25 protein-coding genes are annotated in these 22,918 nt (G+C 51.2%); 11 read left to right on the top strand and 14 right to left on the bottom strand.

Translation table 11 applies throughout. From position 1 onward, the window contains the following. The first annotated feature begins 1 nt into the window (after position 1). Both B3355_RS13555 and B3355_RS13550 read left to right on the top strand, forming a co-directional pair. Positions 2-679: a response regulator transcription factor gene (locus B3355_RS13555; protein ID WP_292784923.1), complete on the top strand. Its 678-nt coding sequence runs from the start codon at positions 2-4 to the stop codon at positions 677-679. Continuing rightward, positions 676-2,049, top strand: a complete 1,374-nt coding sequence (locus tag B3355_RS13550) for an ATP-binding protein (protein WP_292784920.1) — start codon at positions 676-678, stop codon at positions 2,047-2,049. Before B3355_RS13555 ends, B3355_RS13550 begins: the two co-directional genes overlap by 4 nt. A gap of 3 nt (positions 2,050-2,052) precedes the next feature. Here B3355_RS13550 and B3355_RS13545 read toward each other — a convergent pair whose 3' ends face one another. The 4 genes from B3355_RS13545 to B3355_RS13530 form a co-directional block, all read right to left on the bottom strand. Further along, complete coding sequence (locus tag B3355_RS13545; RefSeq protein ID WP_292784917.1) at positions 2,053-2,391, bottom strand: PepSY domain-containing protein; 339 nt, start codon at positions 2,389-2,391, stop codon at positions 2,053-2,055. A gap of 73 nt (positions 2,392-2,464) precedes the next feature. Further along, complete coding sequence (locus B3355_RS13540) at positions 2,465-2,923, bottom strand: response regulator (protein WP_024931017.1); 459 nt, start codon at positions 2,921-2,923, stop codon at positions 2,465-2,467. Continuing rightward, positions 2,920-4,902 (bottom strand): hybrid sensor histidine kinase/response regulator, encoded by a 1,983-nt coding sequence (locus B3355_RS13535; RefSeq protein ID WP_292784912.1) that lies wholly within the window; start codon positions 4,900-4,902, stop codon positions 2,920-2,922. Before B3355_RS13535 ends, B3355_RS13540 begins: the two co-directional genes overlap by 4 nt. Further along, complete coding sequence (locus B3355_RS13530) at positions 4,899-5,753, bottom strand: LuxR C-terminal-related transcriptional regulator (RefSeq protein WP_235273446.1); 855 nt, start codon at positions 5,751-5,753, stop codon at positions 4,899-4,901. The genes B3355_RS13535 and B3355_RS13530 overlap by 4 nt, the downstream gene beginning before the upstream one ends. Positions 5,754-5,809: 56 nt before the next feature. On the opposite strand from B3355_RS13530, the gene B3355_RS13525 reads away from it, so the two are divergent. The 4 genes from B3355_RS13525 to B3355_RS13510 all read left to right on the top strand — a co-directional run bounded on the left by B3355_RS13525 (position 5,810) and on the right by B3355_RS13510 (position 8,848). Then, positions 5,810-6,067, top strand: a complete 258-nt coding sequence (locus B3355_RS13525; protein WP_292784908.1) for a hypothetical protein — start codon at positions 5,810-5,812, stop codon at positions 6,065-6,067. 84 nt (positions 6,068-6,151) lie between these two features. Continuing rightward, entirely contained in the window at positions 6,152-6,439 is a 288-nt protein-coding gene (locus B3355_RS13520; protein ID WP_019882643.1) for a hypothetical protein, read from the top strand. Between the two features lie 120 nt (positions 6,440-6,559). Continuing rightward, the gene (locus B3355_RS13515) at positions 6,560-8,146 is read left to right on the top strand and encodes a SulP family inorganic anion transporter (protein ID WP_019882642.1); all 1,587 of its coding nucleotides are present in this window, start codon (positions 6,560-6,562) and stop codon (positions 8,144-8,146) included. 57 nt (positions 8,147-8,203) lie between these two features. Further along, positions 8,204-8,848, top strand: coding sequence for a carbonic anhydrase (locus B3355_RS13510; RefSeq protein ID WP_019882641.1), 645 nt, complete (start codon positions 8,204-8,206; stop codon positions 8,846-8,848). A 65-nt stretch (positions 8,849-8,913) separates the two neighbouring features. On the opposite strand, the gene fdx is transcribed toward B3355_RS13510, so the two are convergent. The 10 genes from fdx to B3355_RS13460 form a co-directional block, all read right to left on the bottom strand. After that, positions 8,914-9,255, bottom strand: coding sequence for an ISC system 2Fe-2S type ferredoxin (gene fdx / locus B3355_RS13505; RefSeq protein WP_292784904.1), 342 nt, complete (start codon positions 9,253-9,255; stop codon positions 8,914-8,916). 3 nt (positions 9,256-9,258) lie between these two features. Further along, positions 9,259-11,148 carry a Fe-S protein assembly chaperone HscA gene (gene hscA, locus B3355_RS13500; protein WP_292784902.1) on the bottom strand — a complete coding sequence of 630 codons (1,890 nt, stop codon included), beginning with the start codon at positions 11,146-11,148 and terminating at the stop codon, positions 9,259-9,261. Positions 11,149-11,154: 6 nt separating this feature from the next. Then, complete coding sequence (gene hscB / locus B3355_RS13495) at positions 11,155-11,667, bottom strand: Fe-S protein assembly co-chaperone HscB (protein WP_292784899.1); 513 nt, start codon at positions 11,665-11,667, stop codon at positions 11,155-11,157. Between the two features lie 51 nt (positions 11,668-11,718). Continuing rightward, the gene (gene iscA / locus B3355_RS13490; RefSeq protein WP_019882636.1) at positions 11,719-12,042 is read right to left on the bottom strand and encodes an iron-sulfur cluster assembly protein IscA; all 324 of its coding nucleotides are present in this window, start codon (positions 12,040-12,042) and stop codon (positions 11,719-11,721) included. 4 nt (positions 12,043-12,046) lie between these two features. Further along, positions 12,047-12,427, bottom strand: a complete 381-nt coding sequence (gene iscU / locus B3355_RS13485) for a Fe-S cluster assembly scaffold IscU (protein ID WP_019882635.1) — start codon at positions 12,425-12,427, stop codon at positions 12,047-12,049. A 181-nt stretch (positions 12,428-12,608) separates the two neighbouring features. Further along, positions 12,609-13,826 carry an IscS subfamily cysteine desulfurase gene (locus B3355_RS13480; protein WP_292784895.1) on the bottom strand — a complete coding sequence of 406 codons (1,218 nt, stop codon included), beginning with the start codon at positions 13,824-13,826 and terminating at the stop codon, positions 12,609-12,611. A gap of 25 nt (positions 13,827-13,851) precedes the next feature. Continuing rightward, entirely contained in the window at positions 13,852-15,003 is a 1,152-nt protein-coding gene (locus tag B3355_RS13475) for a cysteine desulfurase family protein (protein WP_292784892.1), read from the bottom strand. A gap of 9 nt (positions 15,004-15,012) precedes the next feature. Beyond that, complete coding sequence (gene iscR / locus B3355_RS13470) at positions 15,013-15,483, bottom strand: Fe-S cluster assembly transcriptional regulator IscR (RefSeq protein WP_047517525.1); 471 nt, start codon at positions 15,481-15,483, stop codon at positions 15,013-15,015. 130 nt (positions 15,484-15,613) lie between these two features. Next, positions 15,614-16,348, bottom strand: a complete 735-nt coding sequence (gene cysE, locus B3355_RS13465; protein WP_292784888.1) for a serine O-acetyltransferase — start codon at positions 16,346-16,348, stop codon at positions 15,614-15,616. Between the two features lie 63 nt (positions 16,349-16,411). Further along, positions 16,412-17,164, bottom strand: a complete 753-nt coding sequence (locus tag B3355_RS13460) for an RNA methyltransferase (RefSeq protein WP_019882628.1) — start codon at positions 17,162-17,164, stop codon at positions 16,412-16,414. Between the two features lie 82 nt (positions 17,165-17,246). Here B3355_RS13460 and B3355_RS13455 point away from each other — a divergent pair, with 82 nt between their 5' ends. From B3355_RS13455 to B3355_RS13435, 5 genes are all read left to right on the top strand, one after another. Next, positions 17,247-18,062: an inositol monophosphatase family protein gene (locus B3355_RS13455; RefSeq protein WP_019882627.1), complete on the top strand. Its 816-nt coding sequence runs from the start codon at positions 17,247-17,249 to the stop codon at positions 18,060-18,062. Between the two features lie 361 nt (positions 18,063-18,423). Beyond that, on the top strand, positions 18,424-20,970 hold the full coding sequence (mutS, locus tag B3355_RS13450) for a DNA mismatch repair protein MutS (RefSeq protein WP_292784884.1): 2,547 nt from the start codon (positions 18,424-18,426) through the stop codon (positions 20,968-20,970). Positions 20,971-20,980: 10 nt separating this feature from the next. Further along, positions 20,981-21,574 carry a nitroreductase family protein gene (locus tag B3355_RS13445; RefSeq protein WP_292784881.1) on the top strand — a complete coding sequence of 198 codons (594 nt, stop codon included), beginning with the start codon at positions 20,981-20,983 and terminating at the stop codon, positions 21,572-21,574. Between the two features lie 166 nt (positions 21,575-21,740). Further along, positions 21,741-22,274, top strand: a complete 534-nt coding sequence (locus tag B3355_RS13440) for a PEP-CTERM sorting domain-containing protein (RefSeq protein ID WP_292784878.1) — start codon at positions 21,741-21,743, stop codon at positions 22,272-22,274. Positions 22,275-22,425: 151 nt separating this feature from the next. Then, on the top strand, positions 22,426-22,794 hold the full coding sequence (locus B3355_RS13435; protein WP_019882621.1) for a thioredoxin family protein: 369 nt from the start codon (positions 22,426-22,428) through the stop codon (positions 22,792-22,794). The last annotated feature ends 124 nt before the right edge of the window (positions 22,795-22,918 follow it).

Raw genomic sequence — 22,918 nt, 5'->3', positions numbered from 1 at the left:
TATGCGGTTGCTGCTGGTAGAAGATGATGCTGTGCTTGGCGCACAGACGCAGCAAGCACTCAAGGCTGCGGGCTATGCCTGTGACTGGCTGCAAGAAGGCGGCGAAGCCAGTATACAAGGCGTGCTTGAGCCATATGACCTGGCTATCCTGGATTTAGGCTTGCCTGGCAAGCCTGGCCTGGAGGTGCTGGCCATTTGGCGTGCACAAGCAGACAGTATGCCGGTGATTGTATTAACCGCGCGCAGCAGCTGGCAAGAGAAAGTCGAGGCATTTAGCCTCGGAGCCGATGATTATGTGACCAAACCTTTTCATATGGAGGAGTTGCTGGCGCGTATCAGTGCGGTGCATAAGCGTAGCGTGGGCGTGGTGAATAGCGCACTGGTGGTGGCAGATTTAAGCCTGGACGAGCAGACACAGACGGTCTGGCAGGGCGAAACTGCACATGCATTGACGGGTACCGAGTTCAGGTTACTGCGCTACCTGATGTTACATCCCGGGCGGATTTTTTCTAAAACCGAGTTGACCGAGCATGTTTACGCCTATGATGCAGACAAAGACAGCAATGTGATTGAGGTCTATATCAACCGCCTGCGGCAGAAAGTCGGCGCCGACCGTATCCAGACCAAGCGCGGCCAGGGCTATGCGTTTACCGGTCTGATGCCAGGTGTGGACGCATGAAGTCGCTGCGCAGACAGTTGTCGCTGGGCTTGACGCTGAGCCTGGTTGGCCTGCTGACACTGCAATGGGCGGTGGTCACCTTTACCATAGACCATTTAGTTCAGTCGCAAATGACGGCACGTATGCAACAGGAAGCCGAAGGCCTGCTGGCAGGCGTGTCAGTGAATGCGCGCGGCGAATTGGCGCTGGAGCCACGACTCATCACAAGCAGTTACCAGCGACCGTTTTCAGGCCGCTATTTTATTGTGCTGCTAGATAATGAGCGCAAGGAGGCCAGCCACAAGATGCAGTCTCGTTCCTGGTGGGATGTCGATATGCCGGTGAGCGCGCTCAAGGTCGGTGATGAACGCGTCACCCATGTTACTGGCCCGGAGTCGCAACCCTTGCTGCTATTAGGACATGCTTACCGTAAGCAGCAACACACCATCACTATTTATATTGCAGAAAGCCTGGTGGAGTTACAGCAAAGTCTGCGCCTGTTTCATTGGCTGTATGGGGTGTTTTCCCTGCTGGGTTTACTGGCATTGCTGGCGTTACAGCGCTGGATTGTCGTCAATACGCTGCAGCCTTTGCAACAGATTAAGGAGAGCCTGGCAAAAGTCGCCAGTGGCGAGTTGCAACAGATCAGTGCCAATGGCCCGGCTGAGGTCATGCCGCTGGTCAACGAGTTTAACCGTATCCTGAAAACAACCAGCCAGAAAACCCGGCGCTCGCGCCTGGCGATAGGTAACCTGGCACATGGGCTCAAAACGCGCCTGGCGCAGCTGCAATTGCTGGCAGGTAATGGATCCGAGGCAGGCGATATGCAGTTGCGGCAGATGATACAACACTGTAGCGAGGACATACACCACGATGTGGAGCGTGAGTTAAAACGCGCGCGGCTGATGGGCGATGCCTACACCAGCCAGCAGACTGACCTGGAACTGGAGTTACCCAAACTGGTGACGACTTTGCAGAAGATTTACAGTGATAAAACCGTGGCATTCGCCTGGCAACATGATGGTCAGGCACGTTTAATGGTTGACCGTGAAGATATGCTGGAATTATTGGGTAATGTGCTGGATAACGCTTTTAAATGGTGTCACGGCCAGGTACAGCTACATATTTCTGTACAAAACAGCATACAAGATACTATTGAGATTGTGGTTGAAGATGACGGCCCCGGCAGCAGTGCGCCGACCTTAAACACTTTGTTACAGCGTGGCATGCGTATGGATGAATCCAAACCAGGCAGTGGCTTGGGGTTGGCGATCGTGCAGGATATCGTGCACCATTACCACGGCCAGATTTCGCTCACGCATTCTGAGCGACTGGGTGGTTTGCGCATCAAGATGACGCTGGCACCTACCTTGGCAGGCTCCAGCGTTTAAGGTTTAAAACCAGTCGCGGTTGATACTGTTGACCTTGCCGCTTTTGGCATCAATAGTGACTTCCCATTCGGCACCATTGCTATCGACGATTTCAACTTCGTAGTCCCAGCCAGCGCGAAATTTCCTGCGTTCCAGCTCTACTTCTTTCACCACGCCGGGTTTGGCTGCCAGCGCTTTGCTTTGCGCCTCCTCATGTGAAATCAGGCCAAACGCTTTGGCTTTTTCAGACATCTTTTGTACATCATCATCGTCACCGTCTGCCAGTGCAGGCTGGCAGGCCATCGCGCCTAAAAACAAGGCAATCATGAGCAGGCTAAGGGATTTGTTTGAGGCTTTACGCATCGTGTTCTCCTTGTGTGTTGAGTCTTCACGATACATGGCGCGGATTAATCCACGCTTAATTTTCATGCATGGCTTAACTCTCGTGCATGCTGGGCAAGTGTAAGTTGGGTTGGTGCGTTTTGAGTTGATTAAATAACCAGCGCGTTTCCAGCAGGTTCCATACCCTGAGCATGGCTTCCATATGATCAAACGGCTTGGTTAAAAAGTCTTTGGCACCCAATGCCAGCGCTTTGCGCCGCGTGGCAATGGTCGCATCTGCGGTCAGTACCAGCACCGGCAAGAAATCATGTGGTCCGACATGGTGAGAGAGCTGGTCGAGCACGGCAAAACCATCCAGCACTGGCATCATTAAATCCAGCAAAATCAGGTCGGGCTGGAAAGCATTCACCAGATCCATGGTTTTGGTGGAATCCGTGGTGCTGATCACCTGCTCAAAGCCTTCTTTGGTCAGCAGCTCTTCAAGCAGGCGTAAATTGGCTTCAGCGTCGTCAATAATCAGGATTTTAGAGGCACGTAATTGTTCAATATTCATGGAGTCTCGGGCAGGAGTTTTAGCAGTAACTGGTTAAAGGCCGCGACATTCAACGGCTTGGTAAAGTAATGTGTGATGCCCAGCGCGTTAAGCCGCTGTATGGTGTCCGGCAGGGCGTCTGCACTTAACACGACGATGGGAATGGCTTGCAAGTCCTGACGGCTGGACTGGATATGCTGAATAAGTGACTCCCCCGAGCCATCAGGCAAGTTGAGGTCCAGCAATAGCAAGTCTGGCTGCATGTCGCGTAGCCAGACCATGCTTTCCTGCAAGCTGGCCGCCAGGTGCAGCTTGAGGTGGCGATGCTTGCTCATAATCGCTTCTATCAAGGCCTGATTGCTATGGTTATCTTCCACATACAGGATATGGCGCTTGGCATGGCTGGTGGTTGCAGCAGCAGGGCGCGCGTTCAGTGCTGTGCTTGCTTCGGCTTGCGGCAGGGGATTGTGAATTGCCTGCCCGGTTTCCGGCAGGCTGATCCAGAACAGGCTTTGCGCTTCGGCCACACCAATCTGGCCGCCCATGGCATCCATCAGCTGTTTGCTAAGTACCAGGCCCAAACCAGTCCCTTCAGTCACTGTGCGTTCTGCGCCCAGGCGGTCAAATGGTGTGAATAGCCGCGAGCGCAGGGCGGCGGGAATCCCCTGGCCCTGATCTTGCACATCCACCCGGATTTGGCCTTGCTGCCGATAAGCGCTGAAGCTGACACTGGTATTTTCCGGGCCGTATTTCAAGGCATTGGCCAGCAGGTTCAAAATCACCTGCAGCAAGCGCTGACGGTCAGCGCGCACTTTCAAATCAGGCTCAAAATGCGTTTCTATGGTGATATCGCGTACTTTTTCCAGCGGTTTGAGGTAGTGATAAGCTTCTTCTAGCAGTAAATTCAGGGCAATGACTTCCATAGACATGCTGATATCGCCACTTTCAATGCGCGAAATATCCAGTACTTCATTAATCAGCTTCAGCAAGTGTTGGCCGGCATTATGAATCAGCGTGGCGCTGTCTTTTTGCCGACCTTCCGGCAAATCGTTTTCTAGGATCTGCGCAAAGCCCAAAATTGCGTTTAATGGTGTGCGCAGCTCATGGCTGGTACGTGATAAAAAGTTACTCTTGGCAGCACTGGCTTCTTCCGCTTCTACGCGCGCCAGGTGCGCTTCCTGGGCGCTTCGGGTCAGCAATTGCGAGGCGTGCTCCAGTTCGCTGGTGAGCTCACCCAATTCATCCCGGCTGATGCTGGGCAGGGCCAGCGGCTCGCCCTTGACCAGGTGGATGGCGCTATCTCGTATGGTTTTGACCCGGGCAACAATGGTTTGGGTAAACAGCCAGACGCCAATCAGCGAGCCAACTACGCCTGCAATTACGGCCATCAGCGTGATGCGTAAATTGCGTTTGCGTTCATAAATGACTTCTTTTTTATCCTGGTTGACGATGGTGGATTCGCGCAAGCTCATGCGATCAAGGTGGGCACGCAATTGATTCAAGGCATTGCCCTGCGAGCTGAATTTACCAATCAGGGCTTCATCGGCTTCGTCTTCGCTATGGCTGGCGAGAATCGCCAGGTCGTCCAGGTTTTTTGCCACCAGCGGGTGAATGACCTGCAATAAGTGTTGTTGCGAGCGATCATCCAGGTTGTGCTCCAGCGAGCTCAGCAGATGCGGCATACTTTGCCTGGCACTTTCATAACCACCCAGAAACTGGCGGTTACCTGTGAGCAGGAAGTCCCGCACACCGGTTGATGCTTCGAGTAACAGGGTTTGCAGGGTTTGAATGTCCTGCTGGATTTGCAGGGCGTTTTGCACGCGTCTTTCCAGCAGGGCAGCCTGCTGTTCACTTTCAAAAATCAGGGCCAGCGAGCCGAGTAACACCGTGAGCGGCAAAGCATTGAGGACGATGCCTTTGGTAGTCAGCGATAAATCCTGCCACAAGTGATTCAGGCGGCTGGTGAGCTGGGTCATGGTATTAAATAGCGACTGCATCATAAACCGTCACTCTTAAACCCGGCTTCAACCGCTTTGACTGCGGCTTGCGTGCGGTCATTCAGGTCCAGCTTGCTTAAAATCCGTTCAATATGGATTTTGACCGTGCCCGGGGAAATCCCCAGTTTTTGTGCCAGCGCGGCGTTGCTGGGGCCAGAAGGCAGCAAGGCGAATACCTCACGTTCACGCGGCGTAAGTTTTTGCAGATAACTGTCATCAATGACGCTATTGGACTGCGCCTGTCCTTGCAGAGCAAACCCCAGCAAGCCGCATACGCTATGCAACACTTGCAAGCTGGCCGGACTTAAGGGGTTGCCGGTGATGAGGCCGAGTAAACCAACGGCGCGTTGCTGGCAGGCGATCGGCAAGTGATAACAATGTAATGGCGTCTGCTCATTATTGGTTTGCAGCGTCCACAAGCTGGGTACAAATTGGCTATGCACTTCAAAGTGTAGCGGCTCTTTGAGCCATTGCCCCAGTGCGCCTAGCATGGGCACGCGCGCACCGATAGGGAAGGTTTTGCCGCGCTGCGCCAATATCTTTAATGCGCCGGCATGTTGCTGGCTAATCAGGCCATGTGGTGCGCCAAATTGCATGCAAACTTCATCCAGCAACCATTGCATCAGTTCTTCTGACCAGCCACTGTTGAACAGTTTCTGGCCAAGCCGCTCAAACAGTCGGTCATGTGCCATTTGCACTTGTGTTTGTTTCAGCGCGTTGCGTAAGGCAAATGCACTTTCTGTCGGTGGGGGGCTGTCATTCGGCATATGCCGTTTAGTATATACCGAACTACCTATATCGGTAGATTTTTTGATGACAATAGACGGGCAAAATGCAATCCATCGTGAATGCATCAAGATTCACACCAACAGAACAACTTGTCTGAATGACAATTTAAAGGAGATACACCATGCGTACATTCACAACCGTAGCAGCAATGATTCTGGGTTTAAGTCTGGCTTTGCCAGCACAAGCCGTTGAAACCAATGCCGGTGAAACTGTTCACAATACACATCATGTACAGTTTTTGGGCAAACGTGCATACCAGCAACCAGTGGTAGCCAAGGCAGATGCTGATCAAGCCTGGGTAGGTGCCACACTGAGAGTGGACCAGACAAACCAGCAGCAAGTCTTGAAAATGCACTCCCTGGGCAAGCACGCTTACTAGTCAGTGTTGCGTAAGGTTATTGGAACATAATGGCCTTACACCTGCCACAGGTGTATACACAAACAAATTATGTAGGAGCGAAAAATGAGTAAATTATTATTGGCACTCTTGGTGACATTTGGTTTAATGGCTAATGCATTGGCGGAAGAGTCGATTGATCAGGACGCCACGGTTAACCAGATGCATCAGCACAATTTTTTAGGTAAGCGCCCTTATGCCAAAACCCCGGTTGCCAAGCAAAATCCGGATGAAAAATGGGTAGGTGCTGGCATCGTCACCGACAAGCCTGAAAAAGGCTTCGATAAGCACCAGCAAATGCGTTTAAACTTTATCGGTAGACGCCCTTTTAATGCAGACACTTCAGCTGATTAAGCATAAGCTGACCACTGCTCTGAACAATAACCCCGCATGATTGCGGGGTTTTGTGTGTCATAACGTCAATTATAAAAATTAACAATATAACAATAATTTTGTTTGTGAAGGATATACACCATGTCAACCTCTGTGCAGGGGTCTAGTCCGCTAGACTTGTTCAAGCACATCAATCGAGACTTACCGGCCTCCATTGTCGTGTTTTTTGTGGCATTGCCACTTTGTTTGGGTATCGCCCTGGCATCTGGTGCGCCACTATTTTCGGGCGTGATTGCCGGGATTATCGGCGGTATCGTCGTTGGCCTGGCCAGCGGCTCGCAGCTCGGTGTGAGTGGCCCCGCCGCTGGCTTGGCCGTGATTGTGATGGCAGCGATTGGCAACTTGGGCTCTTATGAGGTTTTTCTGGCCGCGGTGGTTCTCGCTGGCGTGTTCCAGTTTTTGCTCGGGCAGTTTAAAGCGGGTTTTATTGCTTACTTTGTGCCTTCTTCAGTGATTACCGGCATGCTCACAGGCATAGGTTTGCTCATTATCCTCAAACAGATTCCTCATGCATTTGGTTACGATGCGGACTATGAGGGCGATGAATCTTTTGACGCGTTTGCCGGCCATGATACGTTCAGCGATATTTTGCAGGCATGGGACCTGTTAACGCCAGGTGCGGTATTGATTGCTGCTGTGTCTTTTGCGATTTTGATCCTGTGGGATACGGTGCTTACCAAGAAACACCGGATTTTCCAATTGCTGCAAGGGCCGATTGTGGTGGTGCTGGTTGGTATCCTGCTCAATGTGGCATTTATGCGCGGCTGGTTGAATTTCACATTAAGTGACGACCAGATCGTACGTTTGCCAGTAGCGAGTAGCTTGGGTGAGTTTGCCAGCTTCTTTACGCATCCTGATTTTAGCCAGGTGACGCAGCCGCTGGTGATTAAAACCGCCTTGGTGATGGCCATTGTCGCCAGTTTGGAAACACTGCTTTGTGTCGAAGCGACTGACAAACTGGATGTGCATAAACGCGTGACGCCAACCAACAAAGAGCTCAAGGCACAGGGCTTAGGCAATATTGTCTCAGGCCTGATTGGTGGCTTGCCCATTACGCAAGTGATTGTGCGTAGCAGTGCCAACGTGACCTTTGGTGCGCAAACCAAGTTGTCTGCGATCTTGCATGGCTTCTGGTTGTTGCTCAGCGCCATCACCATTGCCAGCTTCCTCAACCTGATTCCTTTGGCCAGCCTGGCCACCATCCTGATTATGGTGGGTTACAAACTGGCAAAACCTAAACTGTTCAAGCAAATGTACCAGCTAGGCTGGGAGCAGTTTATCCCGTTTATTGTGACCATTGTCGCGATCGTATTTACCGATTTGCTGACGGGGATTGGCCTGGGCCTGGTGGTCGCTGTGTTCTTCACCTTGCATCACAGCTATCGCAATTCGCACTACATCAAACAAACGCGCTCTACCAAAGAGGGCAAGGAAGTGTATGAGCTCGTGCTGGCGGAAGAAGTCTCGTTTTTTAACAAGGCCAGTATCCTGGAAGTGTTGGAAGCCATACCACCGAATAGCAAAGTGGTGATCGATTGTACCAATAGTAAATCGATCGCCTATGATGTCGTGGAATTCATCTATGGCTATCAGCAGCATGCCAAATTGAAAAATATTGATGTAGAAACCATTGATTTCAAACCACCCAAGCATATGCTGGGACATTAACCAAAAAGCATGGCGTACAAGCCATGCAAAACAATTAATTAGTAGAGGATAGACACTATGTACAAGCACCCATTACTGGACCGCGACAAAATGACCGCGCGTGAGGCACTGGATATCTTGGTTGAAGGTAATCACCGTTTTATTACCGATCGTGAGCAGGACAAGGATTTTAAAAGCCTGATTCAAATCACCAAGGATAAACAACATCCGTTTTCGTCCTTTTTGAGCTGCAGTGACTCACGTGCACCAGTGGAGTTGTTATTTGACCAGGCATTGGGCGATGTGTTCAGCGTGCGCCTGGCAGGTAATATTGCTTCAGATAAAGCCATCGGCAGCTTGGAGTTCGGTAGCAAATACCTGGGCAGCAAACTGATTGTGGTCATGGGCCATTCGTCCTGCGGCGCGGTGAAAGCGGCTTGTGATGATTTTAAAGATGGGCATATTGGCGAGATTATCAACCTGATCAAACCGTCTATCCGTCACGAAAAGACCATTACCGATCCGGCCCAGCGCAATTCAAAAAACAGCGATTTTGTGGAGAAGATTTGCGCCTTGAATGTGAAATATCAGATCGATACCATCATTCGTTGCAGCGACATTATTGATGATATGTTGCAAAGCAAGCAGATCGGCATTGTCGGTGCGGTTTATGATATCTCTACCGGTAAAGTGGATTTCCTGGAAGATACGTTTATTGGCTAAGCGCTGACTAGGTGAAACAAAAAAGCCGATGCATGCATCGGCTTTTTTATTTGGCTTGAAGGTGATTAATGATGGCCTTCTTTGGCCAGGTTAATGCTGTATTTTGGAATCTCTACCGTGACATCGATTTCCTGCAAAATGGCCTGGCACGACAAACGGGACTGCGGAGTCAGGCCCCAGGCGCGATCCAGCATATCGTCTTCATCTTCTTCAATTTCATTCAGGCTGTTAAAGCCCTCACGTACCACCACATGGCAGGTAGTACAGGCACAGACGCCGCCACAGGCATTGTCAATATCAATATCGTGCTTTAACAGCGCATCGCAGATTGAAGTGCCTTTTTCGGCTTCGATCACGGCGCCTTGCGGGCAGATTTCAGGATGCGGTAATACATTAATTTTTGGCATATTTTAGAGTTCCAGTGAATCCAGGTTTTTACCGGCAAGGGCTTTTTGTACCGAGGCATCCATGCGCTTGGCGGCAAAGTCTTCTGTGGCATGGTTAAGTGCATCGCTCGCCTGTTTAACCGCATGGCTATCCGTGCCCTGGCATAAGGCCAGCAGGGCGTCGATATGGGTTTGTATCTGTTGGCGTTCGTCTACACTCAGCAGTGTGTCACCATCTTCAAGCAGTGCGGCTTGAATCGCCTCTATCAGGCGTTGTGCGTCGACGACGGCCTCACGCAACATGCGGGCGGCTTTGTCGCTTTCGGCTGCACCAAATGAATCCTTCAGCATGTTGGTGATCTGGTCTTCGTTCAGGCCATAAGAGGGTTTCACCGTGATGTTGGCTTCAACGCCATTGGTCTGTTCGCGCGCACTGACAGATAACAGGCCATCGGCGTCGACTTGAAAGGTGACGCGAATGCGGGCTGCCCCAGCTGCCATCGGCGGAATGCCGCGCAGTTCAAACCGTGCCAATGAACGACAGTCACTGACCAGTTCACGCTCACCTTGCACGACATGAATCGCCATGGCGGTTTGGCCGTCTTTATAGGTGGTAAAGTCCTGTGCTCGCGCAATCGGCAAAGTCGAATTGCGAGGAATCACTTTTTCTACCAATCCACCCATGGTTTCCAGGCCGAGTGAGAGCGGGGTGATGTCCAGTAACAGTAACTCATCACCACTGCGGTTGCCAGCCAGCACGTTGGCTTGTATGGCTGCGCCCAGGGCGACGACTTTGTCCGGGTCGAGGTTAGTCAACGGTTCCTGCTCGAAGAATGCCTGCACCGCATGGCGGATATGTGGCATGCGTGTTGCCCCGCCGACCAGTACCACGCCTTTGATCTCGTCTATGCTTAATCCGGCATCGCGCATGGCTTTGCGCGTGGGACTTAAGGTTTTAATTACCAGATGTTCAGTGAGCGCCACAAATTGAGCCACCGACAAGGTTTCATCCACCAGGGCACCGTTGCTTAATTTACAGACGATGTTGGCTTCATGATTATCGGTCAGCCATTCTTTGGCCTGGCGCGATTTTGTGAGCAGCAGGCGGGTATCTTCTTCGTTGAGTGGCTTGAAGTCTTTGCTTTTACTGCGCACCTGGTCCAGCACCCAGCAAAAAATGCGGTGGTCAAAGTCGTCACCGCCTAATGCCGAGTCACCATTGGTGGCCAAGACTTCAAACACGCCTTTACTCAGGCGCAAAATTGAAATATCAAATGTGCCGCCACCCAGGTCATAAATGACATAGACGCCTTCGGCCGCGTTATCCAGGCCATAAGCCACAGCTGCGGCGGTGGGTTCATTGAGCAGGCGCAATACATGCAAGCCGGCGAGGCGTGCAGCGTCTTTGGTCGCCTGGCGTTGTGCATCATCAAAATAGGCGGGTACGGTGATCACCGCACCGGTCAGTTCGCCGCCCAATGCTTTTTCAGCACGTGCTTTCAGGGTTTTTAATATATCGGCAGAAATCTCGACCGGGCTTTTCAAACCTGCACGTGTTTTGATTTCGAGGATGCCTTGCGAACTATCATTTTCAACAAAATGATAGGGGATATGCGCTCTGTCGGTAATGTCGTGCAAGGCGCGGCCCATAAAGCGTTTGACCGAGATAATGGTATTCACTGGGTCCAAGCTTTGTGCTGCCTGTGCTTCATGGCCGACAATGACGGCATCTTGCAGGTAACGTACCACAGAAGGCAACAAGGCGTGCCCATGCTCGTCATGCAACACCGTGCTCATGCCGCTGCGTACAGTGGCAACCAGGGAGTTGGTGGTACCCAGATCAATGCCTACTGCCAATTTGTGCTGATGTGGGGCAGGGGAGAATCCAGGTTCTGAAATCTGTAATAAGGCCATGAAACTCTAATCTTCTAACTGAGCGATCAGCTGATTCACATCTTCACTCACTTTATCAATAAACCGCAGCTTGCGGACGGTCAGTGCTGCTTGCGTCGGGGCGGCCACAATCTCGTTGGCCACTTGTTGCTGCAAGGTTTTTGCCTGTATTCGCATCTCTTTAAGTAATGCATCCAGCGCTGGAATATCTTTACCAAGCCTGGCGTCATCCATGGCCTCACGCCACTCCATTTGCGCCATTAAAAAATCACCAGGCATGGCGGTGTTATTTTCTTCATCGGTGGCAATGCCCTGCAGTTGCAGTAAGTAGCAGGCGCGTGACGTTGGCTGTTTGAGTGCCTGGTAAGCTTCATTCACCAGTGTGGCCATTTGCATGGATTGCATGCGGTCGGCAGGCGAAGCATTCACAAATTTATCCGGATGCACTTCCGCTTGTAACTTGCGGTACTGGCCATCCAGTAGGGTCAAGTCCAGCTCAAACTGTTGCGGCAGCTGAAAGAGGGCGAAGTAGTTTTGCATAGTCTAGTGGCCGCAGCGTCAGGCGAACGCTGCGTGTATTTGCAGCAACAATTAAACGGTAAATGACTCGCCGCAGCCGCACTCGTCTTTGACATTTGGATTGTTGAACTTAAAGCCTTCGTTCAAGCCTTCCTTGGTAAAGTCGAGTTCAGTGCCATCGATATACACCAGGCTTTTCGGGTCGACAATCACCTTGACGCCGTGGCTTTCAAATGACACATCTTCCGCTTGCATTTCGTCCACAAATTCCAGCGTGTAGGCCATGCCTGAACAGCCTGTGGTTTTGACGCCCAGGCGTAAGCCAAGGCCCTTGCCACGGTTGGCCAGGAACTTCTCGACACGGTTAGCTGCTGTTTCAGTCAGGGTAATTGCCATACGCTTAGCCTTGTTTGGATTTCAAGTCAGCAATCGCAGATTTGATTGCATCTTCAGCCAATACTGAGCAGTGGATTTTGACTGGTGGCAAAGCGAGCTCTTCCGCGATGGCAGAATTCTTGATTTCTTGTGCCTGATCCAGCGTTTTGCCTTTTAACCATTCGGTCACCAGCGAGCTGGAAGCAATCGCAGAACCGCAACCATAGGTCTTGAATTTGGCATCTTCAATCACGCCTGCATCATTCACCTTGATTTGCAATTTCATCACGTCACCGCAAGCAGGCGCGCCGACCATGCCGGTGCCCACATTCGGGTCATTTTTGTCCAGAGAACCCACGTTACGTGGATTTTCGTAGTGGTCCAATACTTTATCTGAATAAGCCATGTTGTTGCTCCTATCAATTAAATCGCGACCAACAGGATTGTGTCGCTTTTTAATTCTTAAAAAATATTCCTTAATTCGTAAAAATTGCAGATTTGACTGTCTGGCAAGGCGGAGGATTGCGCCGTTTAGTTTATCTAAACAAGCAGTCCGACAACGCCGCCAGGCGGTCAAAGATCAATTTTTAATGTTCCGCCCATTCTACTTTGGACAGATCAATTCCATCCTTGAACATCTCCCATAATGGGGACAGTTCACGCAATTTTCCAATTTTGCTCTTTAACAGGTCAATGGTGTAATCCACATCGGCTTCGGTAGTGAAGCGGCCAATGCTGAAACGGATCGAGCTGTGTGCCAGTTCGTCGGAGCGGCCCAAGGCACGTAACACATAGCTAGGCTCCAGGCTGGCAGAGGTACATGCGGAGCCGGAGGAGACAGCAATATCCTTGATCGCCATGATTAGTGACTCGCCTTCAACGTAGTTAAAGCTGACGTTGAGGTTATGCGGCACACGGTGATCCAGGTCACCATTGACGTAGGTCTCTTCAATCTGCAGTAAGCCGTCCAGCAAGCGGTCACGCAGTGCGCGGATACGCTCGTTTTCGCTAGCCATTTCCTCACGTGCGATGCGGAAAGCTTCGCCCATACCTGCGATCTGATGTGTCGCCAGGGTACCAGAACGCATGCCGCGCTCATGGCCACCGCCATGCATTTGCGCTTCAATACGAATACGCGGTTTACGACGCACATATAACGCGCCTATGCCTTTAGGGCCGTAGGTTTTATGCGCAGAAAAGCTCATCAAATCCACGGGCAGCGTTTCCAGGTCAATCGCGACTTTACCGGTGGCTTGCGCAGCATCGACATGGAAAATCACATTGTTGGCGCGGCAGACATTACCCAGCGCTGTAATGTCCTGGATCACGCCGATTTCGTTATTGACCAGCATGATAGACGTCAGCACAGTATCCGGGCGAATCGCGGCTTTGAATTTCTCAAGCGAAATCAGGCCGTCGGCTTCTGGTTGCAGATAAGTCGCTTCGTAGCCTTCACGCTCCAGTTCACGCACGGTATCCAGCACCGCTTTGTGCTCGGTGGCTGCGGTGATGATGTGCTTGCCTTTGCTGCCTGCATAAAAGTGCGCGGCACCTTTAATCGCCAGGTTATTCGACTCCGTCGCACCTGATGTCCACACGATTTCGCGTGGATCGGCATTGACCAGCTTGGCGACTTCTTCACGCGCATTTTCTACGGCGTGCTCTGCGGTCCAGCCATACGGGTGGCTACGCGAAGCCGGGTTGCCAAAGTCTTCGGTCAGGTAAGGAATCATTTTTTGCGCCACACGTGGGTCTACCGGTGTGGTCGCAGAGTAATCCAGGTAAATCGGCTTTCTTTCAGACATGTCTCATGCTCTTTCAATTAAAGTCTTATGCCGCAACGGCATTTAATCCTTTCAGACGCTGCACTTGTTGCTGCAACGCTGCTAAAAACTGTGTGATTTCTTCACTGGTATTGCTGTCGCTCAGGCTGACGCGCACTGCACCGCGTGCCAGGTCTGGCGTGATGCCCATTGCCAGTAAGACATGGCTGGGCTCTGTACTATCACTGGAGCAGGCCGAGCCACTGGCAACCGCAAACCCCGCTTTATCGAGTGCTGTCACCAAGGTTTCGCCTTCAATATTGGTGATGGCAAAAAAACTGGTGTTTGGCAGGCGCTCGGTTTGTGACGCAAAAATCGTGGCGCCTAACTTGTTTAAGCCGGTTTCCAACTGGTCACGCAATTTTTGTACGACGGTGTGGCGCGCGTCCAGCGTTTCCATCGCCAATTGGCAAGCCCGGGCAAAACCGACAATGCCTGCGACATTTTCAGTGCCGCTACGCAGGCCACGTTCCTGGCCACCGCCATGCAATAAGGGTGCAATATCTACGCGTTTATCAAGAATCAAGGCGCCGACACCAATCGGGCCACCAATCTTGTGGCTTGATATCGTCATTGCATGTACGCCAAGCGCATGCATGTCGACGGCGATTTTGCCGAAGGCCTGTACGGCATCGGTATGCAATAACGCACCATGTGCTTTTGCCAATTGCGCCAACTCGGCTATCGGCTGTATGGCACCGGTTTCATTGTTTGCCAACATGGCCGAAACCAAGCCTGTGCGTGAGCTCAATGCTTGTTCTGCTTGCGCCAAGTCAATCACGCCCTGACTGTTGACGGCAAGCTGGGCGACTTTCCAGTCATGCCAAGCCAGCGATTGTGCCGGGCGAGTCACGCATGGATGCTCAATGGCACTGATCAGTAGCTGTGACGGGCTCAGGTTGGCCGTGATGCCTTTAATCGCAAAATTATTCGCTTCAGTGCCGCCAGAGGTAAACACGACTTGTGACGCCTGAACACCGACGCACTCGGCAATCTGCTTTCTGGCCAGCTCCATCGCCTCACGTGCATTGCGGCCATAGACGTGGCGGCTGGTCGGATTGCCAGTCGCCTGGGTCAACCAGGGTAGCATCGCTTCCAGTACCTGCGGTTTTAACGCCGTGGTGCTGTTGTGATCCAGGAAAACGGTTTTCGTTGTCATAGCCAAATGTTAGGCGGCAATGGTTGCTTCAGAGCCACATTTTCTCGGTGCAAAGACCACTGTGCCCGCGCCTTTTTTGCGTTGCATCTCGACCATATCCGCTAGGCTGACGCCGGACAAATAATCCAGAATCTTGCTATTTAATGATGCCCAGAGCTCATGCGTCATGCAACGGCCTTCGTCATGGCAGTTTTCATTGCCGCCACATTGCGTCGCATCAATTTGTTCGTCCACAGCGGTAATAATGTCAGAGACTGAAATCTCGTGGTGCGCTTTGGCAATACGGTAGCCACCGCCTGGCCCGCGCACGCTGGAAACCAGGCCCTGTTTGCGTAAGCGGCTAAATAGTTGTTCAAGATAAGATAGTGAAATGCTTTGACGCTCACTGATGCCAGCCAAGGTGACTGGCTTGTCTGCTTCGTAGAGCGCGATGTCCAGCATCGCGGTAACAGCAAAACGTCCTTTGGTGGTTAATCGCATCTTGAGATGACCTTTTAAAACAGAGTTGAATTGTATAATAACCTACTGTTTTAGTCAATTATTATGCTTGAAAAGTTCAAGTCATGCTGGACGATGGTTTGAGGTAGGCGCTACTTGCCTTTGCGGGCAGTTACTCTGGCTTTTTAGCAAAGGCTTCACCGACGTTGCTGTCTGTTTCAACATCATTGAGTTTGGCTAATTGCACTTTAAGCTCGCTGATTTCTGCCTCTTGCTTGTGGGCATGATCCAGCAGGCTGTTAATCGCTTTGATCATGGGGTCGTTTTCATCATTGCCAACCGCATAGGCGCTGAAGCCCATTTTTTGCGCGGCATCCTGGCGCTGTTTGGCTTTTTCTTCTTCGAGGATACGGGCCGGAATGCCAACTGCGGTGGCGCCGTCCGGCACATCCTTGACCACCACGGCATTGGAGCCAATCTTGGCGTTTTTACCAATCGTAATCGGCCCTAGCACCTTGGCCCCTGCGCCAATCACCACGCCAGACTCCAGTGTAGGGTGGCGTTTGCCTTTGTTCCAGCTGGTGCCGCCGAGGGTGACACCATGGTAGAGCGTGCAATCATCGCCAATGATGGCGGTTTCACCCACCACGACCCCCATGCCATGATCAATAAACACACGGCGGCCAATGGTGGCGCCAGGGTGGATTTCGATGCCGGTGATCCAGCGCCCGAAGTGGGAGAGCGCGCGCCCTAGCCAATACAGGCGGTGACTCCACAACCAATGGCTGAAACGATGCAGAATCAAGGCATGCACACCAGGGTAGGTGGTCAGAATTTCAAAATGTGTGCGAGCCGCCGGATCGCGGTCAAACACAATCGAAATATCTTCTTTGAGGTGCTTAAACATGCGCGCATTATGCCATTAAGTTAAACGCACGTCTAAAGCCAGCATGCGCGACTATGGTCAATTTTAGTATTTGTCATGTTTTTTCGGGTTGACTGTCAGCGTCAAAATGCCACGTAATAAATTGACCTCTTCTTTTTCCAATCGGCTACGGCCATAGAGGCGGCGCAGGCGTTCAAACAGCTTTTTCGGCGCACGTGGATTGATATAGCCGATATGTTCCAGTACTTCGCGCATATGCTCGTAAAAGCGCTCCAGATCATCCTGTGTTGCGAGCTCGATCGGCTTCTCGGCGTAATGTAATTCGCCGGTAGTGATCGCCATGCGCGTTTCGTAGCTCATGATTTGTACTGCCTGTGCCAGGTTGAGTGAGGTGTACTCAGGGTTGGCGGGAATCGTTGCCAGCACATGACAAAGGTCAGCTTCGGCATTACTCAGGCCACTCATCTCGGTACCAAACACCAGTGCGACCTGACTATGGCTGGCAACTGACTTTACCTCTTGCGCCGCCTCACGCACCGTCATCACCTGCTGCGACAGTGAGCGTTCCTTGCCGCTGACACCAATCACAAACTGGCAGTCGGCGAGGGCCTCCTCCAGGGTTTCTGTCACGACGGCTGTTTCCAGCAGGTCGGCGGCATTGACTGCCAATGAGGTGGCTTCGCTATCTGGAAAGTGTTTTGGGCGCACCAGGTAAAGGCGGCTTAAGCCCATGGTTTTCATGGCGCGCGCCGTGGAGCCAATGTTGCCAGGATGGCTGGTTTGGCATAAAACGACGCGGATATTTGAAAAAATGGCGGATTCAGTATTGAGTGACATGGGTAAATTTTGCCGTTGTGTTTGTGGCTAAGCGTGTAAAAAGCTAAAATAGCATTTTATCAGTGAATCAAGATCCCACAGCATGCATCCAATCCTGAATGTCGCCATTCGCGCCGCGCGTGAAGCAGGCAAAATCATCAACCGTGGCGCCATGGACATCGGCGCCTTAAAAGTCGAGCAAAAAGACACTAACGATTTTGTCAGCGAAATCGACCGCAATGCCGAGCAAGCCATTATCAATATCTTAAAAGAAGCTTATCCAAACCACGGTTTTTATGGCGAAGAAACGGGTAAAACCAATAGCGAATCCGACAATATCTGGATTATCGACCCGCTAGATGGCACCACTAATTTTTTGCATAACTTCCCGGCTTACTGTATTTCAATTGCCCTGCAAGAAAAAGGCGTGCTGACCCAGGCCGTGATTTACGACCCGGTGCGCAACGACCTGTTTACCGCGACCAGAGGCAGCGGTGCGTTTCTGAACAACCGCCGTATTCGCGTCACCCAGCGTACCAAATTGCAAGAAGCATTGCTTTCCACAGGGTTCCCATTCAAAGATTTCAGTTACCTGGATACCTATATCAACATCTTCCGTGATATGGCCAAGAAAACCGCCGGTTTACGCCGCCCAGGCTCCGCCGCGCTCGACCTGGCCTATGTTGCTGCTGGGTTCACTGACGGTTTTTTCGAGATCAACCTGTCACCGTGGGATATTGCAGCGGGCGCCTTGTTAGTGCAGGAGGCGGGTGGTATTGTCGGTGACTTTGAAGGCAATGAAAGCTGGTTGCGTACGGGTAATATTGTGGCCGCCAACCCGAAAGTGTTTGGACAAATGCTACAGGTGATTGCGCCACATCTGACTGAGCGTATCAAGACGCCGACATTGGGCATGTAGTTTTTTCTGATGTTGAATGATGAACCCGGATAGAGATATTCGGGTTTATTTTTTTGTGGCTGATTGGTTGGGAAGGTCATTCTTTAGGTTTGTGCGTGTACGAGANNTGAGCAACGCAAGGGAGCCGGAGGCCGTGATGGCTGGGTGTCCTCTTCTTTGGTTACTTTCTGGGGGACAAGCACCAGAAAGTGACTCGCCTAATGGCGAAATAGAATGCAACTTAAAAACTCACATCTCTAATTGTAAGAATAACTTTCTTCCATCATTGTCTTTCTAAAAGCACTCTCAGCAAAAAACCATGCTTTTGTTGTAAGATGCAGTGGCTATTTATTTCAACATCTCTAAATCAAAGTATCTCTGCATGTCCTTCGAAAACCACACCCCCATGATGCGTCAATACCTGACGTTGAAAGCACAGTATCCCGATATGCTGCTGTTTTACCGCATGGGCGATTTTTACGAACTGTTTTTTGAGGATGCTGAAAAAGCGTCGCGTTTGCTTGGAATTACACTGACCCGTCGTGGTGCCAGTAATGGTGAGCCGATCAAAATGGCTGGCTTGCCTTATCACGCGGCCGAGGGGTATCTGGCCAAACTGGCAAAGATGGGCGAGGCGGTGGCGATTTGCGAGCAGGTGGGCGATCCGGCGACCTCTAAAGGACCGGTGGCGCGTGAGGTGACGCGTATCCTCACGCCTGGTACCTTGACGGATGCCGCGCTGCTGGACGAAACACGCGATAACACTTTGCTGTGTGTGGCTAAAGGTGAGGGTGTGCTGGGTCTGGCACGGCTCAACCTGGCTTCAGGTGAGTTTGTGTTGAGTGAAATTGCGCCCGGGCATTTGTCGCAGGAGCTGGAGCGTATTCATCCGGCGGAGTTGGTGATTGCGGAAGACCATAGTTCAGACGTGCTGCAGCAATGCCGCTGTGCCAAAAAACGCCTGGCACCATGGCAGTTTGATCTGGATACCGCTAATCGCAGCCTGACGCAGCAGTTTAATACCCATGATCTGGGCGGTTTTGGCTGTGGTGAAATGCCTGCGGCCGTGACTGCTGCGGGCGCTTTGCTTGAGTATGTCAAACATACCCAACGCACCGCGTTGCCGCATATTGTGGGTTTGCGCGTGGAACAGGGCGATCATTATCTGCAACTAGATGCTGCGACCCGCCGCAATCTGGAAATAGATACAACGATACGCGGTGAAGCGACGCCGACCTTATACTCGTTGCTGAATTCGACCCAAACAGCCATGGGCGCACGTTTGTTGCGCCATTGGTTGCATCATCCTCTGCGCAATCAACACACTATACAGCAGCGGCATTTGGCTGTGGCTGAGTTGCTGGGGCAATTCCTGGATAGCACGTTGCAGCAGGTGCTGCATCCGATTGGTGATATTGAGCGCATGACTGCGCGCGTGGCGCTTAAATCTGCCAGGCCGCGTGATTTGTCGGGTCTGCGCGATAGCTTGTTACAACTACCCACGATTGTCACCACTCTGCCACCACCTGAGTCCAGCTTGTTAAAGGGCTTGCTGGCAGAGTTGCAAGTACCTGCTGATGCGTTGCAGGTATTGGTTCAGGCAATCCAGGCCGAGCCTTCGGCAGTGCTGCGCGAAGGAGGGGTGATTGCGACTGGCTATGATGCTGAGTTAGATGAACTGCGTGCGATTCAGACTGATCATGGTGACTTTTTACTGCAATTTGAAGCCGCTGAAAAGGCGCGTACCGGCATCGCTAACCTCAAGGTGGAATACAACAGCGTACATGGCTTTTATATCGAAATCAGCCGCTTGCAAGCTGAAAGTGCACCGCCCGAGTATCGTCGTCGCCAGACCTTGAAAAATGTAGAACGCTTTATTACGCCTGAATTAAAAGCATTTGAAGACAAAGTGTTGAGTGCCAACGAGCGGGCGCTGGCACGTGAAAAAATGCTATATGAGCAAGTGCTGGAGGCGTTGTTGCCTCATATTGCAAACTTGCAACGGATTGCCACAGCTGTGGCGACGTTAGATGTATTGGCCTGTTTTGCCGAGCGGGCAAGGGCACTTCATTATGTACAGCCAGCGTTTCGGGCAGATATCGGCCTGGATATCCAGCATGGCCGCCATCCGGTGGTGGAAAGTATCGCCCAGCCTTATGTGGCCAACGATGTGGCGCTCAATCCGTATCGCCAGTTGCTATTGATCACTGGCCCCAACATGGGTGGTAAATCGACATTTATGCGCCAAACGGCGCTGATTGTCTTGTTGGCCTATTGCGGCAGTTTTGTGCCAGCACAAGTTGCGGTGATTGGGGATATTGACCGTATTTTCACCCGCATTGGTGCTTCTGATGACCTGGCGGGTGGCCGATCAACCTTTATGGTCGAAATGACGGAAACCGCCAATATCCTGAATAATGCTAGCGCGAACAGCCTGGTATTGCTTGATGAGATTGGCCGCGGCACCAGCACTTTTGATGGTTTGAGTCTGGCGTGGGCGGTGGCTAAACAGTTACTGGAGAAAAACAAATCTCTGACTTTGTTTGCCACACACTACTTTGAGCTGACGCGAATTGTCGATGAGGCCAAACACGCCGCCAACGTGCATCTGGATGCGGTCGAACATGGCCAAGGCATTGTCTTTTTGCACAAGGTAGAAGAGGGCGCGGCTACCATGAGCTATGGTATCCAGGTCGCGCAACTGGCTGGAATCCCCAAGTCAGTCGTGCAATTGGCCAAGCGCAAATTGCAGCAACTCGAAAACCAGACCATTGCCGCCACGCCGCAAAATGACCTGTTTGCAGCAAGCCATGTGCCAGAGGAGCCGCCTTTGCACCCGCTGGTTGCAGAATTGGAACGTATTCAGCCAGATGACTTAACCCCTAAGCAGGCGTTAGAGTTACTGTATCTTTTGAAAAAACAACTGTGAGGATTTGACCATGCAAAAACCTGCTATTACCCAACAAGCCATCCATGAGTTGCTTGCCAACCGCTGGAGCGGTCGCGCCTATGATGCAGGCAAAGCTGTCAGTCAGGAGCAAGTCGTCAGCCTGCTTGAAGCTGCCCGCTGGGCGCCTTCGTGCTTTGGCGATCAACCGTGGCGTTATGTGTTCTGTAACAAGGCAGATAACATGCAAGCCTGGCAGGCGGCATTTGATTGCCTGGTTCCCGGCAATCAAGGCTGGGCCGTCAACGCGCCTGTGCTGTTGTTGATTTGTGCGGATACCTTGTTTGGCCATAATGACAAACCCAATAAATGGGCAGCATATGATACCGGTGCAGCCACTGAGAACTTGTGCTTGCAAGCCACTGCTTTGGGTTTGATGGCCCATCAGATGGGTGGCTTTGATGCCGACAAGGCACGCGCCACCTTTAAAGTGCCTGAACGTTACCAGATTTTAGCCATGGTGACGGTTGGCTATCAGGCTGCCATAGAGGGATTATCGGAAGAGGATAAAGCCCGTGAGGTAGCTGCCCGTAGCCGCAAACCACTAGATGAGTTATTTTTTAATGGCCTATGGCAAGGTCAGTAATTCGTCATATTTGCCCATGCGGCATTGGCCCGTTTGGGTAGATAAGCCGCTAATCAATAAGATTGTTGTTGAGTTATTTTATTTGATGATTTAGGATTGCTCATCACTATAAGTTTAATTAAAAAAATGCCTGCTAATACAGGCCTATTCTTTGAGGAGAGAGAAGATGTCGATATCACGTTTGTTTAAAACACTGGTAGCTGCCGCCTTGTTCGCTGGCGTATCACTGGCGAATGCAGCTAGTTATAGTTTCGTTGGCAGCTGGTCTGTTTATAACGATGACGCACCGGTATGGAGCGATAGTGCTTATGATGCCACCAATGGCCCATTAGCCTACACTGCACAAGAAGCGGCTGCACTGTTATTCGGCGGCTCAGCTTCCGATTATGTCATCAGCACCATTGATAACAATCCATTAAACATCAACTTTCAGGGTTGGTATGACGTGATTGGTTATGGTGGCGCGCAGTTCGCACAAGATTACAGCAACAAATACAATGGTTTGTACTATGGTCCGGTAGATTCATTTGAAGCCGCTAACATTAATTCAGCAGCCTCTGCCTTTATTAGAGACAACAGTGTCACCAGTCTCAACTATGCATTCAGAATTACTGCTGTACCAGAGCCAGAAACTTATGGCTTGTTGATGGCAGGTCTGGGTGCCATTGTGTTGGTACGTAGAAGAAAATACAGCGCTTAACTCAAGCGTGTAAAACAAAAAAGTCGGCGATTGCCGGCTTTTTTTGTTTGTGGGCAGTTGTGTATCAACATCCAATGAAAATTTCTCTGGCAGCAGTTTCGTCTGTTAAAATAAGACCTATAAAAAAACAATTTTTTGGACTGGAGATAGTATGGCGGTTGTAACACTGACCAAAGATAATTTTAAAGAAACCATCGAAAGCAATGCGTTCGTGGTTGTCGACTTCTGGGCACCTTGGTGTGATCCTTGTGTGGCATTCACGCCGACGTTTGAGGCTGCTGCGGCCAAAAATCCAGACATTGTGTTTGGGATGGTGAATACTGAAACTGACCCGGAAATTTCTGAGTATTTCGAAGTGAAGCAAATTCCAGGCTTGCTGGTGATTCGCGAGCGCGCAGGTATTCATGCGCAAGTGGGTGAGATTGGTGCGCCGGCATTGGATGAGATTATCAAATGGGCACGTGAGTTTGATATGACAGCTGTGCGGGAGTATTACAAGGCGGAAGATGCCAAGCAATAATTGCTGATTGTTGTATTTAAAAAGCCATGCATTGCATGGCTTTTTGCTTTTTGAGGGTATAGATTGCGGAGTTAGTAAATTTAACGAACTCTTTTCGCTTTTAAGCGAGTTACTTTTCCTTGCT

Source organism: Methylophilus sp. UBA6697 (assembly GCF_002454655.1).
In the GTDB taxonomy this organism is placed as follows: Bacteria; Pseudomonadota; Gammaproteobacteria; order Burkholderiales; family Methylophilaceae; genus Methylophilus.
This window is presented reverse-complemented; position numbering and strand designations above follow the sequence as displayed.

Coding starts and splice junctions, on each gene's coding strand:
- B3355_RS13555 (WP_292784923.1), top strand. CDS start 2: ATGCGGTTGCTGCTGGTAGAAGATGATGCTGTGCTTGGCGCACAGACG.
- B3355_RS13550 (WP_292784920.1), top strand. CDS start 676: ATGAAGTCGCTGCGCAGACAGTTGTCGCTGGGCTTGACGCTGAGCCTG.
- B3355_RS13545 (WP_292784917.1), bottom strand. CDS start 2,391: ATGCGTAAAGCCTCAAACAAATCCCTTAGCCTGCTCATGATTGCCTTG.
- B3355_RS13540 (WP_024931017.1), bottom strand. CDS start 2,923: ATGAATATTGAACAATTACGTGCCTCTAAAATCCTGATTATTGACGAC.
- B3355_RS13535 (WP_292784912.1), bottom strand. CDS start 4,902: ATGATGCAGTCGCTATTTAATACCATGACCCAGCTCACCAGCCGCCTG.
- B3355_RS13530 (WP_235273446.1), bottom strand. CDS start 5,753: ATGCATTCACGATGGATTGCATTTTGCCCGTCTATTGTCATCAAAAAA.
- B3355_RS13525 (WP_292784908.1), top strand. CDS start 5,810: ATGCGTACATTCACAACCGTAGCAGCAATGATTCTGGGTTTAAGTCTG.
- B3355_RS13520 (WP_019882643.1), top strand. CDS start 6,152: ATGAGTAAATTATTATTGGCACTCTTGGTGACATTTGGTTTAATGGCT.
- B3355_RS13515 (WP_019882642.1), top strand. CDS start 6,560: ATGTCAACCTCTGTGCAGGGGTCTAGTCCGCTAGACTTGTTCAAGCAC.
- B3355_RS13510 (WP_019882641.1), top strand. CDS start 8,204: ATGTACAAGCACCCATTACTGGACCGCGACAAAATGACCGCGCGTGAG.
- fdx (WP_292784904.1), bottom strand. CDS start 9,255: ATGCCAAAAATTAATGTATTACCGCATCCTGAAATCTGCCCGCAAGGC.
- hscA (WP_292784902.1), bottom strand. CDS start 11,148: ATGGCCTTATTACAGATTTCAGAACCTGGATTCTCCCCTGCCCCACAT.
- hscB (WP_292784899.1), bottom strand. CDS start 11,667: ATGCAAAACTACTTCGCCCTCTTTCAGCTGCCGCAACAGTTTGAGCTG.
- iscA (WP_019882636.1), bottom strand. CDS start 12,042: ATGGCAATTACCCTGACTGAAACAGCAGCTAACCGTGTCGAGAAGTTC.
- iscU (WP_019882635.1), bottom strand. CDS start 12,427: ATGGCTTATTCAGATAAAGTATTGGACCACTACGAAAATCCACGTAAC.
- B3355_RS13480 (WP_292784895.1), bottom strand. CDS start 13,826: ATGTCTGAAAGAAAGCCGATTTACCTGGATTACTCTGCGACCACACCG.
- B3355_RS13475 (WP_292784892.1), bottom strand. CDS start 15,003: ATGACAACGAAAACCGTTTTCCTGGATCACAACAGCACCACGGCGTTA.
- iscR (WP_047517525.1), bottom strand. CDS start 15,483: ATGCGATTAACCACCAAAGGACGTTTTGCTGTTACCGCGATGCTGGAC.
- cysE (WP_292784888.1), bottom strand. CDS start 16,348: ATGTTTAAGCACCTCAAAGAAGATATTTCGATTGTGTTTGACCGCGAT.
- B3355_RS13460 (WP_019882628.1), bottom strand. CDS start 17,164: ATGTCACTCAATACTGAATCCGCCATTTTTTCAAATATCCGCGTCGTT.
- B3355_RS13455 (WP_019882627.1), top strand. CDS start 17,247: ATGCATCCAATCCTGAATGTCGCCATTCGCGCCGCGCGTGAAGCAGGC.
- mutS (WP_292784884.1), top strand. CDS start 18,424: ATGTCCTTCGAAAACCACACCCCCATGATGCGTCAATACCTGACGTTG.
- B3355_RS13445 (WP_292784881.1), top strand. CDS start 20,981: ATGCAAAAACCTGCTATTACCCAACAAGCCATCCATGAGTTGCTTGCC.
- B3355_RS13440 (WP_292784878.1), top strand. CDS start 21,741: ATGTCGATATCACGTTTGTTTAAAACACTGGTAGCTGCCGCCTTGTTC.
- B3355_RS13435 (WP_019882621.1), top strand. CDS start 22,426: ATGGCGGTTGTAACACTGACCAAAGATAATTTTAAAGAAACCATCGAA.